The 15707-nt window shown below is 70.9% G+C and carries 15 protein-coding genes; 4 read left to right on the top strand and 11 right to left on the bottom strand.

Going from position 1 to position 15707, the window contains the following annotated elements; genetic code table 11:
- Positions 1-59 precede the first annotated feature (59 nt).
- The 5 genes from ETU37_RS21640 to ETU37_RS21620 all read right to left on the bottom strand — a co-directional run bounded on the left by ETU37_RS21640 (position 60) and on the right by ETU37_RS21620 (position 8267).
- Positions 60-4760 carry an OmpL47-type beta-barrel domain-containing protein gene (locus ETU37_RS21640; RefSeq protein WP_129989401.1) on the bottom strand — a complete coding sequence of 1567 codons (4701 nt, stop codon included), beginning with the start codon at positions 4758-4760 and terminating at the stop codon, positions 60-62.
- Between the two features lie 174 nt (positions 4761-4934).
- Positions 4935-5603, bottom strand: a complete 669-nt coding sequence (locus ETU37_RS21635; RefSeq protein ID WP_129989400.1) for a response regulator — start codon at positions 5601-5603, stop codon at positions 4935-4937.
- Positions 5604-5702: 99 nt separating this feature from the next.
- Positions 5703-6236, bottom strand: a complete 534-nt coding sequence (locus ETU37_RS21630; protein WP_129989399.1) for a flavin reductase family protein — start codon at positions 6234-6236, stop codon at positions 5703-5705.
- A 29-nt stretch (positions 6237-6265) separates the two neighbouring features.
- Complete coding sequence (gene macS, locus ETU37_RS21625; protein ID WP_240755883.1) at positions 6266-7480, bottom strand: MacS family sensor histidine kinase; 1215 nt, start codon at positions 7478-7480, stop codon at positions 6266-6268.
- A 10-nt stretch (positions 7481-7490) separates the two neighbouring features.
- A complete protein-coding gene (locus ETU37_RS21620; protein ID WP_129989398.1) occupies positions 7491-8267 on the bottom strand; it encodes a lysophospholipid acyltransferase family protein in 777 nt (258 codons plus the stop codon).
- A 124-nt stretch (positions 8268-8391) separates the two neighbouring features.
- On the opposite strand from ETU37_RS21620, the gene ETU37_RS21615 reads away from it, so the two are divergent.
- Genes ETU37_RS21615 through ETU37_RS21605 form a run of 3 tightly spaced genes read left to right on the top strand, consistent with a single transcriptional unit; the run spans position 8392 to position 10982 of the window.
- Entirely contained in the window at positions 8392-9162 is a 771-nt protein-coding gene (locus ETU37_RS21615) for an alpha/beta hydrolase (protein ID WP_240755882.1), read from the top strand.
- A complete protein-coding gene (locus ETU37_RS21610) occupies positions 9159-9701 on the top strand; it encodes a hypothetical protein (RefSeq protein WP_129989396.1) in 543 nt (180 codons plus the stop codon). Before ETU37_RS21615 ends, ETU37_RS21610 begins: the two co-directional genes overlap by 4 nt.
- A 42-nt stretch (positions 9702-9743) precedes the next feature.
- Positions 9744-10982, top strand: coding sequence for an ornithine cyclodeaminase, nickel-pincer nucleotide-dependent (locus ETU37_RS21605; protein WP_129989395.1), 1239 nt, complete (start codon positions 9744-9746; stop codon positions 10980-10982).
- A gap of 12 nt (positions 10983-10994) precedes the next feature.
- Here the strand turns inward: ETU37_RS21605 and ETU37_RS21600 are convergent, their stop codons facing one another.
- Both ETU37_RS21600 and ETU37_RS21595 read right to left on the bottom strand, forming a co-directional pair.
- Complete coding sequence (locus ETU37_RS21600; protein WP_129989394.1) at positions 10995-11678, bottom strand: endonuclease/exonuclease/phosphatase family protein; 684 nt, start codon at positions 11676-11678, stop codon at positions 10995-10997.
- Positions 11675-12559 carry an ROK family protein gene (locus ETU37_RS21595; RefSeq protein ID WP_240755881.1) on the bottom strand — a complete coding sequence of 295 codons (885 nt, stop codon included), beginning with the start codon at positions 12557-12559 and terminating at the stop codon, positions 11675-11677. The genes ETU37_RS21600 and ETU37_RS21595 overlap by 4 nt, the downstream gene beginning before the upstream one ends.
- On the opposite strand from ETU37_RS21595, the gene ETU37_RS23780 reads away from it, so the two are divergent.
- Positions 12440-12709: a hypothetical protein gene (locus tag ETU37_RS23780; protein ID WP_240755897.1), complete on the top strand. Its 270-nt coding sequence runs from the start codon at positions 12440-12442 to the stop codon at positions 12707-12709. The genes ETU37_RS21595 and ETU37_RS23780 overlap by 120 nt on opposite strands.
- Positions 12710-12739: 30 nt before the next feature.
- Here the strand turns inward: ETU37_RS23780 and ETU37_RS21590 are convergent, their stop codons facing one another.
- From ETU37_RS21590 to ETU37_RS21575, 4 genes are read right to left on the bottom strand one after another with little or no spacing between them, the layout of a single operon-like run.
- On the bottom strand, positions 12740-13684 hold the full coding sequence (locus ETU37_RS21590) for an ROK family glucokinase (protein ID WP_129989392.1): 945 nt from the start codon (positions 13682-13684) through the stop codon (positions 12740-12742).
- Positions 13685-13687: 3 nt separating this feature from the next.
- Positions 13688-14077: a hypothetical protein gene (locus ETU37_RS21585; RefSeq protein WP_129989391.1), complete on the bottom strand. Its 390-nt coding sequence runs from the start codon at positions 14075-14077 to the stop codon at positions 13688-13690.
- Positions 14074-15264, bottom strand: a complete 1191-nt coding sequence (locus ETU37_RS21580; RefSeq protein WP_129989390.1) for an ArsA family ATPase — start codon at positions 15262-15264, stop codon at positions 14074-14076. Before ETU37_RS21580 ends, ETU37_RS21585 begins: the two co-directional genes overlap by 4 nt.
- Positions 15261-15698: an SRPBCC family protein gene (locus ETU37_RS21575; RefSeq protein WP_129989389.1), complete on the bottom strand. Its 438-nt coding sequence runs from the start codon at positions 15696-15698 to the stop codon at positions 15261-15263. Before ETU37_RS21575 ends, ETU37_RS21580 begins: the two co-directional genes overlap by 4 nt.
- Positions 15699-15707: the final 9 nt, after the last annotated feature.

The raw sequence follows: 15707 nt of genomic DNA, 5'->3' as shown, positions 1-15707 counted from the left end.
AGACCGGGGCCTCGCGCTGAGTGCGCGAGGCCCCGCTCGTCAGGTGGTGGTGCCGACCGTCACCGGAGACCGATGTTGACGTAGTACGTCTGGCCGTCGTCGAACGTGACGCCGATCCGCCAGTAGTTCCCGCCCTTGCTGTCGGTCTTCCAGTTGTAGATGTACTGCTGGGCCGAGGCGTCCCAGCGGTACGTCGAGCCGCTGTCGCCGGTGATCGCGTACGCGGTCTCGTCCACGGGCGCCGTCATCGCGCTGCCCTTGACCGGGGTCAGCCACTTCGGCGCCGAGGTCGCCTGGACGACGGTGCCGTCGGCCTTCTTCAGCTGGAACTTGACCGGCACGGTGCTGCCGGCCTTGAAGATGCTCGTCAAAGTTCCCACCTGGTGCGCCGTGTCGTTGATCGGCTGGAGGAACCCGTCGAACCGGTAGATCACCTTGTAGGTGCCGGTGATCGTCGTCGCGTTGCCGGCCTGGTCCTTCGCGGTCGCGCTGTAGGCGTACTCGCCGACACCGTTGGCGTTGCCGCCGGTGACCGTGACGGTGCAGGATGCGACACCGGAGTACGAGTCCGTGGCCGTGCAGGTCGCCGCCGGCACCTGGCCGACGGTGTACGTGCCGCCCTGGACGTTCACGCCTGCCGTGGTCAGCGTCGGCTTCTCCTGGTCGATCTTGATGCCGGCGACTGACGTGTCGGCGGTGTTGCCAGCCACGTCGGTCATGGTTCCGGACGCGAAGTTGCTCGCGCCGTTGGCGGTCAGGACGACGGGGGCCGCGCATGCGGCGACGCCGGACAGCGCGTCGTCACAGGTGAACTCGACCTTGACCGGACCGGTGTACCAGCCGTTGTCGCCCTTGGTGCCCGAGGTGATCGCGCCCGAGATCGAGCCGGTGGTCTTGTCGAGCTTGACGGTCGCCGAGTCGGCGCCGACGTTGCCCGCAAGGTCCTTGGCCGATCCGGCCACGAGCTGTCCGGCCGTCTCCGCCGACACGACAACCGGGGCGGTCACTGTGCTGGCGTCGACACCGGACCCGTTGTCGTCGTCGGTGGCGTCGAATGTCACGGTGGCGTTGCTCCGATTCCAGCCCTCAGCGTTCGGGGCAGGCGACACGCTGTGGGTCACCGTCGGGGCGATGTTGTCCCACTGGAGCTCGGCCGAGTTCAGCCGTTCACGGTTCCCCGCGTTGTCCACGGCCCAGTAGTCCACCGTGCCCTGACCCGAGCCGTTGAGCGGCACGACGGCCGTCGTCGAAGAGCCGGCCACCACCTGTTCTGCCCCGTCGTTGACGCTGTAATGGATTTCCTTGACGCCCGCGAGACCGGCCTGGTCCTGGGCCGTGAGAACGACGTTGGCCGTCGATCCGGTGCACCACCCGTTCACCTTGGTGCACAGGTTGTCGGCCGCGGTCACGGGAGCCGTGCCGTCGATGCTGATGCCACCGACTGTCTTGCCCGTCGCCACGTTGCCGGCGACGTCGGACGCGGGGTCGCTCGTCACGCTCTGGCCTGCGCCATTGCCCCTGAGAACCCTGCTCGTCGGGCAGGTGGCGACGCCCGAGAGGACGTCGGTGCACGTGAAGTCCACGACGACCTCGCCGTTGTACCAGCCCGCCGCGTTGGGCGCGGTGGTCGGCCCACCGGCGATGACCGGAGCGGTCCGGTCGATGTTGACGCCGCTGACCGAGGTCTCTTCGCTCTCGTTGCCCGCCTTGTCACTGATCGTGACCGGACCGGCACCGAGGTTGCTGCCCTCACCGGTGATGGTGCTGTCGCCCGGCTGCGTCGCGGGGTCGAGCTTCGACAGGGCGTCGTCACCGACCCAGGTCACGACAACGTCGTCCCGGTACCAGCCCGCCGCGTTGGCGTCGGGAAGCACACCCTGCAGCGTCGGCTTGGTGGTGTCGATCCTCACCGGACCGTACAACGTGGAGGCCTGGCGCCCAGCCCTGTCGACGGCGCTGCCGTTCACCATCTCGCCAGCGGTCTCGTTGACGAGAAGCACCTTGTCGGTGCAGCTGGCGACACCGGAGCCGGGCGTGGCGTCGTCACACGAGAACGACACCTCGACGTCTGTGTTGTTCCAGCCGAAGGCGTTCTTGGCCGGCGTCTGGGTGGCCGAGATGGTCGGGTCCACCGTGTCGACGAACAGGTCGAACGAGCGCTCGACCTCGACGTTGCCGGCGGCGTCGACGCTCCAGTAGGTGACGCTGTGCGTCCCGTCGGAGAGGTCCTCGGTGAACGGCGCGCCGTAGGTCTGCTGCTCACCCCCGTCGATGGTGAAGTACGTCGCGGCCACGCCGGAGCGAGCGTCGGTCGCCCCGAAGGCGAACGCGATGCCGCTCTCGACGTGCCAGTCGCCAGCCGTCGACAGCGGGCTGGTGACCGTCGTCGTCGGAGCTGTCGTGTCGATGTGGAACGTGAGCGGCGTAGGGGCAGTCTCGACGTTGCCGGCGACGTCCTCGCTCCAGAACTCGACCGTGTGGGAGCCCTCGCTCGTCACCGAGAACGGGCCGTCGTAGGTCCGGGTCGCGCCACCGTCCAGCTCGTAGTAGGTGGTGTCGACGTCCGAGAGGTTGTCGGAGGGCGACAAAGTGACCTCGACGGTGCTGCGGTACCAGCCGTTGGCCAGCGTGCCGTCCAACGAGCCGGTGGTGACCGGGGCATGGCGGTCGATCCGGATGCCCTGGACGGTCTCCGTGACCGAGTTGCCAGCCTCGTCCGTGCAGCTCGCGGAGGAGGAGAGGTTGTCGCCCTCGCCCGTCACGGTGTCGTCCACGGGACCGGTGGCGACGCCCGACAGTGCGTCCGAGCAGCTCCAGTCGACAGTGACGTCGCCGGTGTGCCAGTCGGTGCTGTACGACGCGGTCAGCTCCGGGTCGGTCTTGTCGACGTTGATGCCGGTGACGCCGGCCGAGGCGGAGTTCCCCGCCGCGTCCGCCACGGACGCGCCGGCCGACTGGCCCTGACCCTCACCGAGCACATCGTTGCCCGGCGTGCCGGAGATGCCCGACAGGCTGTCGGAGGCGGTGTAGCTGACGGTGACGTCGTCGTCGTACCAGCCGGCGTCGTTGGCCACGCGGTCGGCCTGGGCCGTGATCGTCGGGTCGGTCTTGTCGATGCTGACCGTCGCCAGGTCGGTGGCGGTGTTGCCGGCGTTGTCCTCGGCAGCGCCGTGCACCTGCTGCCCGGCACCCTCTTCGGAGACCGTCACCGGCGCTGTGCAGCTCTTCAGCCCCGAGTCGCCCTGGTCCTCGCAGCTGAACGTCACGGTCACGTTGCCGTTGGTCCAGGCACCGTCGGTGTACGTCGACGGGCTGAAGGTGTGCCCGATCGTGGGAGCGGCCCGGTCGATCTTGACCTCGGCGGTCTTCACGGCCTCGGCGTTGCCGGCCTTGTCGGTGCTGAAGTAGGTGAGGGTGTGGGTCCCGTCGGTCGACAGCGTCACGCTGTTCCCCGTCTGGGGTGAGCCACCGTCGACGGTGTACGTCGTCGTGTCGACACCGGACAGGATGTCCGTCGCGTCGAAGCCGACGGTGACCTCGTCGTCGACCCAGTCGTTCGAGGTGCCGGTCAGGCCGGTCGTCGGCGCGGTGCGGTCGATGTTCACAGACGGGCTGCTCGAGGCGGTCGTGCTGAGCCCGACCCCGTTCGTGACCGTCTGGCTGCTGGTCAGGCCCGTGCCCTCACTGCTGATCATGGTGTTCGCCGGTGCGGTCACGACACCTGACTCCGGGTCAGCCGCGGTCCAGTCGATCGTGACGTCGCCCCGGTACCAGCCGTTTCCGTTGGGCGAAGTGGTGGGAGTGCCCGAGAGGCTCGGCGGCGTCGTGTCGCCGACCGGAGTCGTCGAACTCGTGGTGACGGTGTTGCCGGCTCGGTCGGTCGCCGTGCCGTTCACCGTGACGCTCGGACCCACCGTCTTCGAGTTGGTGGTCGAGCCCGCCGCCAAGCAGGACACGATCCCCGACGCCACTCCGCCAGCCGGGTCAGGGTCCGAGCAGGTGAACGTGACGGTCGTCGTGCCGTCGGCGTGCTTGGTCTGTGCCGCTGTGATCGTCGGGTTCGTCTTGTCGACGCGCACCGTCACGGATCCTGCCGCGCCGGTGTTGCCCAGCCGGTCGGTCTGCCCAGGCGCCGTAATCGTCGAAATGCCTTCGGCCGACACGGTGTCGGTCCTGAAGGGCTGGGCCCCAGCCACGCCGGAGCCGGTGTCGGTCGCGGTCCAGCGGACTGTCACGTCGGTCTTGTACCAGCCGGCCGCGTTGGCAGCGGGGCTGAGGCCGGCGGTCACAACCGGGCCAGTGCCGTCGACGACGTAGGACGCGGTCGTGGTGAGGTTGCCATTGCCGGTGCAGTTGTTGCCGTTGCCCTGGTTGTTGTTGAACTTGTCGGACACCGCGACCGTCGTCGTGGCCACTCCATTGGTGGACTGGGCGGTGAGGGGAAAACTCCACGTCGTCTTGGCGACATCGGAGACCTGCACGGCGTCGAACGCGCCGCCCAGCTTGACGCACCTGGCGTCGCTGTCGGTCTGCACGGTCAACGTCACGGAGGCGCCCGGCGTGGCGTACAACGTTCCGGCGAAAGACGCCGTCCCGGTTCCGCCGCTGAAGACAGCGTTCGTGATCGCCAGACCAAAGGCAGAGCCCGACGGAAGTGCGCCGAGCGCAAGCAGGGCGGAGGCCGCCGCGGCCAGGGCGCGCCTGCGCGTGGTGCGTGGCAGGCCGCGGTAGCGCGGCACGTTGGAGGTGCGAGATGACATGAAGAGGCCCCCTCGTGGGCTCTAGCGACAGATCCCGAGATGCGTCGCCCCCCGGCGACACGAGAACGACGCTAAGCACCGCCGGGGGCGCGCATGACCGGAATCGCGTTCAACACCCTGAACGGCGGCGGGTTCACGCTCAGGGGCGGCGTTCAAAGCTCTGAACGCTGGTGCTCAGGACTGCTTGAGGTCCTCGTCGAGCCCCTGCTCGATGGCGTACCGCACTAGCTGGACGCGGTTGTGCAGCTGCAGCTTGCGGAGCGTGTTCTGCACGTGGTTCTGCACGGTGCGGTGCGAGAGGAAGAGCCGCTCGGCGATCTGCTTGTAGGACAGCCCCTTGGCGACGAGGCGCAGCACCTCGGTCTCGCGCTCGGTGAGACGCGGGGCGTCGGGGTCGTCGGTCTTGGCGGCGGGGGTGTCGGACAGCCGGCGGTACTCCCCCAGCACCAGCCCCGCCAGCCCCGGCGTGAACACCGTGTCGCCCGCCGCCACCCGCCGTACCGCGTCGAGCAGCTCGTCGCGGGAGGCGGACTTCACGAGGTAGCCGGTCGCCCCGGCCTTGACCGCCTCCAGCACGTCGTCCTGCTCGCCGGAGGCCGACAGGATCAGCACCCGCACGCCCGGGTCGTCCGCGACGAGCGCGGAGGTGACCGCGACACCGTTGGGCTCGGGGATCTGCAGGTCGAGGACCACGACCTGCGGCCGCGTCGCCTTCGCCCGGGTGATCGCCTCGGTGCCGGTCGACGCCGTCGCGACGATCTCCAGCCCGGCCTCGGTGAGGTCGCGCGCCACCCCGTCGCGCCACATCGGGTGGTCGTCGACCACCATCACCGTCAAGCTCATCTCGCGCTCCTCCCCCGGACCACTACCGATATCGGTAGTCCTACCGTGACCCCTGGGTCACTCCTCGACTACCGATATCGGTAGTCGGGTGCCCGAAGGCTACGACGTGCCGGCCGGGCGCTGGTACCGCCCACGCCGGTGCACCAAGGGCTCGCCCTCCTCGGCGAGGTGGATCTCGTCGAGAACGGCGTCCACGAGCAGCGACCAGCCGACCTCGCGCGCGTCGTCGACGGTGAAGCCGGCCCACGCGCTCACCCCGTCGAGCAGCGGCCCCCAGGCGGTGTCGGTCCAGCTGCCGAGCCGGAACACGCCGCCCGGCGCCGGCGCGACCCCGGCGAACGCGTCGGCCAGGTCGCGGTGCTCCCACGACAGCAGGTGCAGCACGCCGCGCCCCTGCTCGCCCACGCCGCCGGCCAGGGCGTCGGCCAGGTCGGAGTCGGGGTCCAGCAGCAGCAGCGCGTGCGCCGGGTCGCCGTGCGCGACCATCGCCGACGACACCGTGAGCCCGGCGCGCGCCGTACCGCTGCCGGTGGTGACCAGGCACACCGTCGCGCCGAGCCGGCCGCGCAGCCGCCGGGCCGGGTCGCGGCCGCCCTCAGGGTCCGCGAACGGGTGCTCGGAGTGGATCGTCACGGCCGCGAGCCTAGCCAGCGCCGAGGACCTCACGGGCGCGGGACGGTCAGCTCCCACTCGGTGCCCTGGCCGGGGCCGGTGACCAGGACGGCGGTGCCGCCCAGGTCGGCGACCCGCCCCTTCACCGACTCGGAGACGCCGAGCCGGCCCTCCTGCTGCGCGGTCTCGAGCCGACCGGCCGGGATACCGGGACCCTCGTCGCGCACAGTCACCACGACCGAGCCCCCGAGGTCCTCGACGAGCACCCACGCGGGCGCGTCGGGACCGACGTGGTTGGCCACGTTGTCCAGGCAGGCCCGGACGACCGAGACCAGCTCGGCCACCATGCCTCCCGGGAGCTCGACCGGCCCGCCCGGGCCGGAGACCGTGACCGCGCGGGTGGCGTACGGCGCCAGCGCCTCCATGAGATCCGTCGCGACCGGCTCGTCGTGGGCGGCGCGGGCGGCCGTGCCCTGGACCAGCGCGCGCAGCGCGACCTCCTGCTCCCCCGCCAACCGGCCGAGGTCCGCCGCCTCGCCGCCGAGCTCGGAGCCACGCCGCTGCACCAGGGACAGCACCTGGAGCACGCCGTCGTGCACCACCCGGGCGAGCCGGGCGCGCTCCTCCATCGTCGCGGCCAGCCGCTCGGCCCGCGCCCGCGCCTCGGTCGCCTCGCGCACCAGCGTCGCGGAGTAGCCGACCATGCCGGCGCCGAGCAGCAGCAGGAAGATGTTGCCCCAGTTGGCCGCGGTCATCGTCGTGCGGATGGACAAGTCGCATGCCGACACCACCGCCGCCGCGAGCACGCCGGCGAGCCAGCCGCGCTGCGCGGCCCAGGCCAGCACGCACGCCATCACCCAGAACGACGGCACCGTCGAGGCGTTGGGTCCCTGCATCATCTCGGCGCCCTGCACGAGCGGCGTCGACAGCAGCGCCAGGCACGAGACGACGACGTCCGCGACGAGCAGCGCCGTCGTCCGGCGCCGCGGCTCGTCGTACGCCCACGTGACGAAGCCGGTCCACAGCACCATCCCGCCGAGCACGAACGCCCCGAGGCCCGGCCGGGCCAGGTCGTCCCACCGCGACAGGGTCACCGCGAGGCTGTAGACCAGGACGACCACCCGCAGGATCGCGAGGGCGCGGAACAGCGACGTCCCGACCTGGTCGGACGGCGAACCACCCGGGCCCCAGCCCCAGCCGGTCGCCGGCACGCGCCCGGGCAGGCCGACGGCGCCGCCGGCGCGGCGGGGCTCGAGGGAGCTCACCGGTCGGCGATCAGGCGGCCGGCCGGCCGGCGCCCTGGCCGACCTTGTCGCCCTTGTCGCCCTTGTCGCCCTTGTCGCCCTTGTCGCCCGCCTTCTGGGCGGCCGCGGCCTCCTTGTCGAGGGCCTTGGCCTGGGTGGCGTACATGTCGACGTACTCCTGGCCGGAGAGCCGCATGATCTCGTACATGATCTCGTCGGTGATCGACCGCAAGATGAACCGGTCGTTCTCCAGGCCCTCGTAGCGGGAGAAGTCCAGCGGGGTGCCGAAGCGCACGACCGGACGGGTGAACGAGCCGAACTTCTTGCCGGGCGGCGCGACCACGTCGGTGCCGACGACGGCGACCGGGACGACGGGGACCTTCATCTCCAGCGCGAGGCGGGCGACGCCGGTCTTGCCGCGGTAGAGCTTGCCGTCGTGGGAGCGGGTGCCCTCGGGGTAGATGCCGAACAGCTCGCCCGCGCCGAGGACCTTCTTGGCGGACTGCAGCGCACCCTCGGCCGCGCTCGCCCCCGAGCGGTCGATCGGGACCTGACCGGAGCCGGAGAAGAACTGCTTCTGGAACCAGCCCTTGAGGCCCGGCGTCGTGAAGTACTCCGCCTTGGCCACGAAGGTGACCCGTCGGGCCAGCGTCAGCGGCATGAACAGCCAGTCGGCGTACGAGAGGTGGTTGCTGGCGAGGATCGCGGCGCCCTCGTCGGGGACGTTCTCGGCGCCCTCGGTGTGCGGCCGGAAGACCAGCTTGAGAACCGGTCCGACGAGCACCCACTTGAGCAGCCAGTAGAACATCCGACACCTCCAGCGAGCGACTCGGCGACCGCCCGTCCCGGACCGCCGCCGAAACCCTATCCCCATCGTCGGTGGCGTGCGACCATTCAGGTCCGGACCAGCCCGCCGTCTCATGGAGCGACCGTTGCCGATCTCGCCCTACGCCGAGCCGTTCTACGCCGACGCCACCCCGACCGGCGCGGACGGGCAGCGCATCGGCGTGCTGCTGAGCCACGGGTTCACCGGCTCGCCGGCCTCGATGGTGCCGTGGGGGAAGCACCTCGCCGGGCTCGGCTACGGCGTCGCCGTACCCCGGCTGCCCGGGCACGGCACCACCTGGCAGGAGCTGAACAAGTGCCGCTGGGCCGACTGGTACGGCGAAGTCCAGCGGGCGTTCGACAAGCTCGGGGCCAACTGCGACCAGGTCGTCGTCGGCGGCCTGTCGATGGGGGCCGGGCTCGTGCTGCAGCTCGCCGCCGACCGCGGCCGCGACGTCGCCGGCATCGTCGTGGTGAACCCGGCCGTCCACACCCAGCGCAAGGACGTCCTGGCCCTGCCCGTGCTGCAGCACGTCGTCGGCTCGTTCCCCGGGATCGCCAACGACATCAAGAAGCCGGACGTCGAGGAGCACGGCTACACCCGCACGCCGCTCAAGGCCGCCCGCTCGATGATGCTGGGCTGGAAGCAGGTCCGCGCCGACCTGCCGAAGGTGACGTCGCCGCTGCTGATGTTCCGCTCGGCCGAGGACCACGTCGTCGACCCGTCGTCGGGCCGGATCATCCTGGCCTCGGTCTCCTCGCGCGACCTGACCGAGCGGATCCTCGAGCACTCGTACCACGTGGCTACGCTCGACAACGACGCCTCCGTCATCCTGGAGGAGTCCGCCGATTTCGTACGACGAGTGACGGGAACATGACCCACCAGCCCGACGACCGCACGCCGGAAGAGCGCTCCGGCGGCACCGACGACGCCAAGCGTCCCCTCGACGAGGAGGCCGCCTGGCTCGAGATCGTGGCCAACTACGGCGAGCGTCCGGAGATGGGTCCCGACGTCGCTCTCGACGCCGAAGCGTCCGGGAAGCCCGCGCCGTCCGAGCCGGCCGCGCCCTCCCCCTCGCTGTTCGACCGGACCTACCTCGACGCTCAGCTGCAGCGGGCCGAGGAGGACCGCGACGACGTCGGCGACGGACCGGTGCCGTGGGACGACGAGGGGCACTACGTGCCGCCCCCGCCCCCGCCGCTGCCGGTCCTGGAGCCGCGTCGCAAGGCCGCGTGGATCGGGCTGTTCGGCAGCCCGCTCGCCATGCTCCTCGGGATCGTGTTCGGCTGGACCTACCCCGCCTGGGTGTCGTTCCTGCTCGTCGTGGCATTCGTGGGCGGCTTCGGCTACCTCGTCGCGACGATGCCGCGCGGCCGCCGCGACGACTGGTCGGGCGACGACGGGGCCGTTGTGTAACGATCGTCCTCGCCGTACCCCTGCCACACGCGAGGAGCCTTCGTGACGTCCACCGAGCACGTCGAGATCACCGGTCACCTGATGGACTCGGGCATCCTGTCCCGGGTCCTCGACGACATCCGCCAGTACGGCGGCGACTGGGTCATCGAGCGGATCGACGTCGGTCACGAGGCCAGCGACATGTCGACGGCCACGATCAAGATCTGGACCGACGACGACGACGACCTGCAGCGGCTGCTGATGCGGCTGCAGACCCACGGCGTGAACATGGTCGACCCCGGCGAGGCCAGCGTGACCGTCGCCGACACCGACGGGGTGTTCCCCGACGAGTTCTACTCCACCACCAACCTCGAGACCCGGGTGCGGGTCGACGGCCGCTGGGTCGCCGTCGACAACCCCGAGATGGACTGCGGTCTGGTGGTCGAAGGCGAGGGCGACCGAACTCGGGTCTACACGCTCCCGATGTCCGACGTGAAGGCCGGCATGCGCGTGGTCTGCGGCGCCGCCGGCATCAAGGTCACGGTGCCCGAGGTGGCGAAGAGCTCGGAGTCGTTCGGGTTCATGGAGTCCGACGTGTCCTCGGAGAAGCCGCAGGCCGTCCTGGTCCGCCAGGTCGCCGACGGGATGCGCGACGCCAAGGACAACGGCAAGAAGGTGCTCTGGGTCGGCGGCCCGGGCGTCGTCCACACCGGCGCCTCGCCGGCGATGGTCGCGCTGGTGAACGCCGGCTTCGTCGACGTGCTGTTCGCCGGCAACGCGCTGGCCACCCACGACATCGAGTCCGCGCTCTACGGCACGTCGCTGGGCGTCGACCTCGCGCATGGCCGCGGCGTCGAGCACGGCCACGAGCACCACATCCGTGCGCTCAACACGATCCGCAAGGCCGGCTCGATCAAGGCCGCCGTCGACAGCGGCGTGCTGAGCGGCGGCATCATGCACGCGCTGGTCACCCACGACAAGGAGTTCGTGCTCGTCGGCTCGGTCCGCGACGACGGCCCGCTGCCGGACGTCTACACCGACGTGATCGACGGGCAGCGCGCGATGCGCGCGAAGCTGGCAGACGTCGGTTTCTGCCTGATGGTGGCGACCATGCTGCACTCCGTGGCGACCGGCAACATCCTGCCGGCGTCCATCCCGCTGGTCTGCGTCGACATCAACCCGGCGACGGTTACCAAGCTCGCCGACCGCGGCTCCTCCCAGGCGCGCGGCATCGTCACCGACGTCGGTCTGTTCCTCGAGCAGCTGGCGCAGGAGCTGGTGCCGGAGTACCGCCGGCCCTGACGCTTCGCTCGCTCAGTCGAGCTCGATCTCGGCGAGGATCGGCCGGTGGTCGCTGGCCGCGCTTAGCAGCGTCTCCGGTAAACCGGGGTCGCCGTTGTACAGCACCCGCCCCGTCGTACCGCGGACGAGCAGAGCATCGATCCGCGACGTGGGGTCCTCGCTCGGGAAGGTGAGCCAGCCGCCGTCGCCGTGGTCGCGGAAGCCGGCGTCGCGCAGCCTCCGCCACGACGGGCCGCCGGGCGGCTCGTTGAGGTCGCCGGCGAGGACGACCGGGCCGCGAAGCGTCGCCGCGACCTCGAGGATCCGCCGAACCTCGACCAGCCGGCGGTCGCGGTCCAGGCTGAGGTGGCAGCTGACGACGCCCAGGAGGCGACCCTCGACGCGCAGCTGGGCCCACGCGATGCCGCGGCGGGGCTGGAACAGCGGTTGCCGAAGACGCTCGGCGCCGGCGCGCTTGACGACCACCCTCGGGCCGACCGCGACGAGGTTGGAACCGGCAGGTCGACCGCCCGCGACGCAGCGCAGCACCCAGCGGTCGGCGAGCCGGCTGCACTGTCGCTTCCAGACGAGTGGTCGCTTGGGACTCTCGTTGACCAGCAGCACGTCGGGCCGCATGCGACGCACGACGTCGTGCAGGGCGGCGCCTCGTCGGCCGCCCATGAAGATGTTGTACGTCGCCACCCGGATGCGCGTCACGCGGACGATCCTCCCACTGTGCCTCCGACCTGTCCCATGGACTCGCGGGCGAGCGTAGCGGCACCGATCATTCCCGCCTCCGGGCCGCAGGCGGCCACGACCACGGGCGGCACGGTCCGGTAGCGGCGACCGGGCAACCGGTCCGCCAGCGCGGCCCGCGTCGGGTCGAGCAACAGGTCGCCGGCCGCCGACAGGCCGCCGCCGATCACGACCAGCTCCGGGTCGAGCCCCGCCACCAGGCCGGCGAGCCCGACCCCGAGCCACCTGCCGACCTCGGCGAACGCGGCCTCGGCCCAGCTCGTCCCCGTGCCGGCGGCCGCCGTGACCTCTGGGCCGGTGACGTCCTCCGGAGCGCCGGCCTCCCGCGCCGCGCGGACGAGGGCGGTGCCGCTGGCGTACTGCTCCCAGCAGCCTCGGTGGCCGCACGGGCACAGGCGGCCCTGCGGCACGACCTGCAGGTGCCCGAACTCCCCGGCGAGACCCTGAGCCCCTCGTCGTACGGCGCCGCCCATCACGACCGCTCCCCCGATGCCGGTGCCGAGCGTCAGCACGAGCACCTCGCGCCGTCCCGCCGCGGCGCCATACCGGAGCTCGGCGAGGGCGGTGACGTTCGCGTCGTTGTCGACGACCACCGAGATTCCCAGTCTGTCAGTGAGCTTCGCAGCAAAGGGCTCGTCACGCCACGACACATGCGGCGCGAACCTGACCCTTCCGTCGAGGCCCACGAACCCGGCAGCGCCCACCCCGATGGCAGTCACGTCATGTTCCTGACGCAGCGTGGTCACCCCCTCGACGAGCGCGCGCTCGACGACCTCGGGCGCGTCGGACCGGCCCGGGGTGCTCGCGCGAAGGACGTCGACGACTGTCCCGTCCTCCGCCACGACGCCGGCGAGAATCTTCGTCCCGCCGACGTCGACTCCGATGAATCGCTGGTCTCCAGATTTGCCAGCGGCAACCTGGACAACGCTTCCTTGCCTTGCCGGGCGACCGTGCTTCGACTGGCTTTCCACAGGAACGCGCGCCTTCCTTGAGTAGCCCGTCGTGCTGCGCGATGACCCCGCTCAGTCTTGTCGCGCAAGATCGGCAGCTCCGATCAGACCCGCCTTGTTGCCCAGCTCCGCTGGCCGGATCTCAAGCTCGGGCCGGTAGGCGCGGGCCGTGAGGTTCGCTCGGAAGTGCTGACGGATTGGCTCCAGTAAGAGATCGCCGGCCTCGGAGACGCCTCCCCCGATCACGACGACCGCGGGGTCGAGCACCGCAGTCAGCGACGCGATGCCCTCGCCGAGCCAGCGCCCCACCTCGGACAGCAGCTCGACCGCCACGGCGTCGCCATCCTGCGCGGCCTCGGTGATGATCGGACCCGTCAGGTCCTCCGCCCGCCCGCCGGCCCGCCTCAGCAGGTTCGCGACGTCGTCACTACCCGCAGCGACCCGTTCGCGCGCGTCCCGGACGAGGGCCGATCCGCTGGCGTACTGCTCCCAGCAACCGAGGTTCCCGCACCCGCACGGTCGGCCCTGCGGGACCACGCGCAGGTGTCCGATCTCCGCGGCGACGCCGAAGGCACCCCGGTGCAGCTGCCCGTCGAGCACGATGCCGCCACCGACCCCGGTGCCGACCGTGACCAGGAGGAAGTCGTCGAAGTCCTTGCCGCCGCCGAAGGCGAACTCACCCCAGGCGGCCGCGTTAGCGTCGTTCTCGACGACGACAGGGAGGTCCGTGAGGCGCTCGAGCTCGGCCTTGAGCGGCTCGTCGCGCCACGCGATGTTGGGAGCAAAGAGGACTGTCGACCGTCGGACATCGACGAAGCCGGCGGCGCCGACGCCGACCGCCTCGATCGCGTGCTCCTTCTTGAGCTCGCGGACGAGCTCGGCGATGGTCGCCTCGACGGCCTCGCTGTCCATGGCCGGTGACTCGCGCCGCGAGGTCGCCACAATCTGACCCTTTTCGTCGACCACACCGGCCGCGATCTTGGTCCCGCCGACGTCGACTCCGACCGTCAGACCCATCTCTCAGTCCTCCCACTCCGTGTCGTCATCGGCGTCTTCGAGGTCGATCTTCCGCACGGGCTCTGGTGCCGCGGCGTCCCCGCCCTTCCCGGCCCGGGACTGGAGCACCCCGGTGGCGGCGTGCAGCAGCGACGTCGTCGCCGTGGCCAGGTGCTGCTTCACCTCGGGGGAGGTGTCACGGACGGCCGAGATCACCTGGCACAGCGGGCAGTAGCGGCACTCCGCCCCGCCAGTCGCGACGTGCTCGTTGAGGTCGTGCAGCAGCCCCGCGGCACCGGACGCGGCATCACCGGCTCCGTCGGAGGCCCAGCCGCCGAGCGCACCGAGCAGCTTCGCCGCCTCCTCGGCGAGGCTCCCGACCGCATCCGCGGGCGGCCGCTCCTCGTCCGTCATGCCGTTCCCTCCTGGGCCGTCTCCTCGACGGGACGGAACCGGACCTGGAGGCTTCCGTCCTCCACGCGCGCTCCGGCCACGCTGTGCCGCGCCAGCGCAGCAGGCAGCGACAGCAGGCGTCGGTACGAACCCACGGTCACCACCAGCTCGTCTCCGTGTCGGGCCAGGTCGATGTCAGACTTATCGGCAAACGGTAGTGCGATCCGCAGGGTGGCACCGCTGGGGGTCCGCCGCACAGACATCGGCCCCTCGCCCGCCGGTACGGCGAGCGGGTCGTCGTCGCCGTACGCCCGCGTTGCGAACTCGGCGAGCGCGTCGACGCCGACGGGCTCTCCCGACAGGTAGTCGGACGACCAGATGGGGAGCCCGCCGAACGACTGGCGGATCTCGTCCAGCACGCCCGCTTGCGCCTGCACCCACTGCTCGCGCCACGGGTCTGCCCCGTCGGACGGGAAGACCCGGTTGGCGACGACGCCGTCGACGCGATAGCCGAACAACGACAGAGACGTCAGCGACCGCCGCGCCTCGGCGACGACGACGGTCTCAGGCGTGAGGACCAGTCGGACGCTGGCATCGGCGCCCGAGAGCAGCTGCTGCACCTCCTCGAGGTCGCGGTGCAGACGCTCGATCGCGTCGAAGACGTCGTCCTGCGGCATGGGCACCCCGGCAGCCTTGGCCAGCACCGGTCGCAGCGCCTTGACGATGCGTCTCTCCGTGGGGAAGACGCGGTCCATGTACCAGCCCAGCGCCTCCGGCAGGGCGAGCAGCCGGAGCGTCTCGGCCGTCGGCGCACAGTCGACGACAACCACGTCCCACTCCCCCGACAGCACCTGCGCCCGGAGCTCCAGGAGCGCCAGCACCTCCTCGGCGCCGGGGATGACGGTGAGCTCTTCCGCGGTGATCGGGTCCACGCCCGCCGCGTCCAGCACGCTCAGCAGGTAGCCCTGGATCTCGGCCCACGAGCGCTCGAACCGCCGCTGCGCGTCGACCTGCTGGACGAAAAGCCGCTTCTCCACTCGAGTCGGCTCCGCTCCGACAGGTGCCCCGAGCGCGTCGGCCAGCGAGTGCGCGGCATCGGTCGACAGCACCAAGGTGCGTGCGCCGCTCCGCGCGGCGAGGGCCGCGGTGCCGGCCGCTGCCGTGGTCTTGCCGACGCCGCCCTTGCCTGTGAAGAGGACGACCCTCACCCGAGCGACTCGACCCGCTTCTTCAGCCCCTTCAGAGCCGTGTCGATGATGACCTTCTCGGCCTTGCGCTTGAGCATCCCGATCATGGGGATGGAGATGTCGACGGCGAGGCGGTAGGTCACCTCGGTGCTGCCGCCCCGATCAGCGAGCTCATAGGCGCCGTCCATCGCCTTGAGCATCTTGCCCTCGACCAGCGTCCAGCGGACCGCCTCGTCACCCGTCCAGTCGTACTCCAGCGTGTAGGCGTCCTTGATCGGGCTGGCGTCGAGCTCGAAGTACACCTGCTCGGCCCGACCGTCCGTGCCGTCCTCGACCACCTCGGCCTTCTTCACTCCCTGTGCCCACACGGGGTAGGCGTCGAAGTCGCTGATCACCGCCATGACCGCGCTCGGCTCGGCGTCGATCACGATGCTGGAGGTGGTCTGCTCGGCCATCAGGTCGAC

Origin of the sequence: Nocardioides iriomotensis (genome assembly GCF_004168035.1) — a bacterium.
GTDB classification, from domain to species: domain Bacteria; phylum Actinomycetota; class Actinomycetes; order Propionibacteriales; family Nocardioidaceae; genus Nocardioides_B; species Nocardioides_B iriomotensis.
Note: the sequence above shows the minus strand (reverse complement) of the source record. Positions and strands in the feature narration are given on the sequence as shown.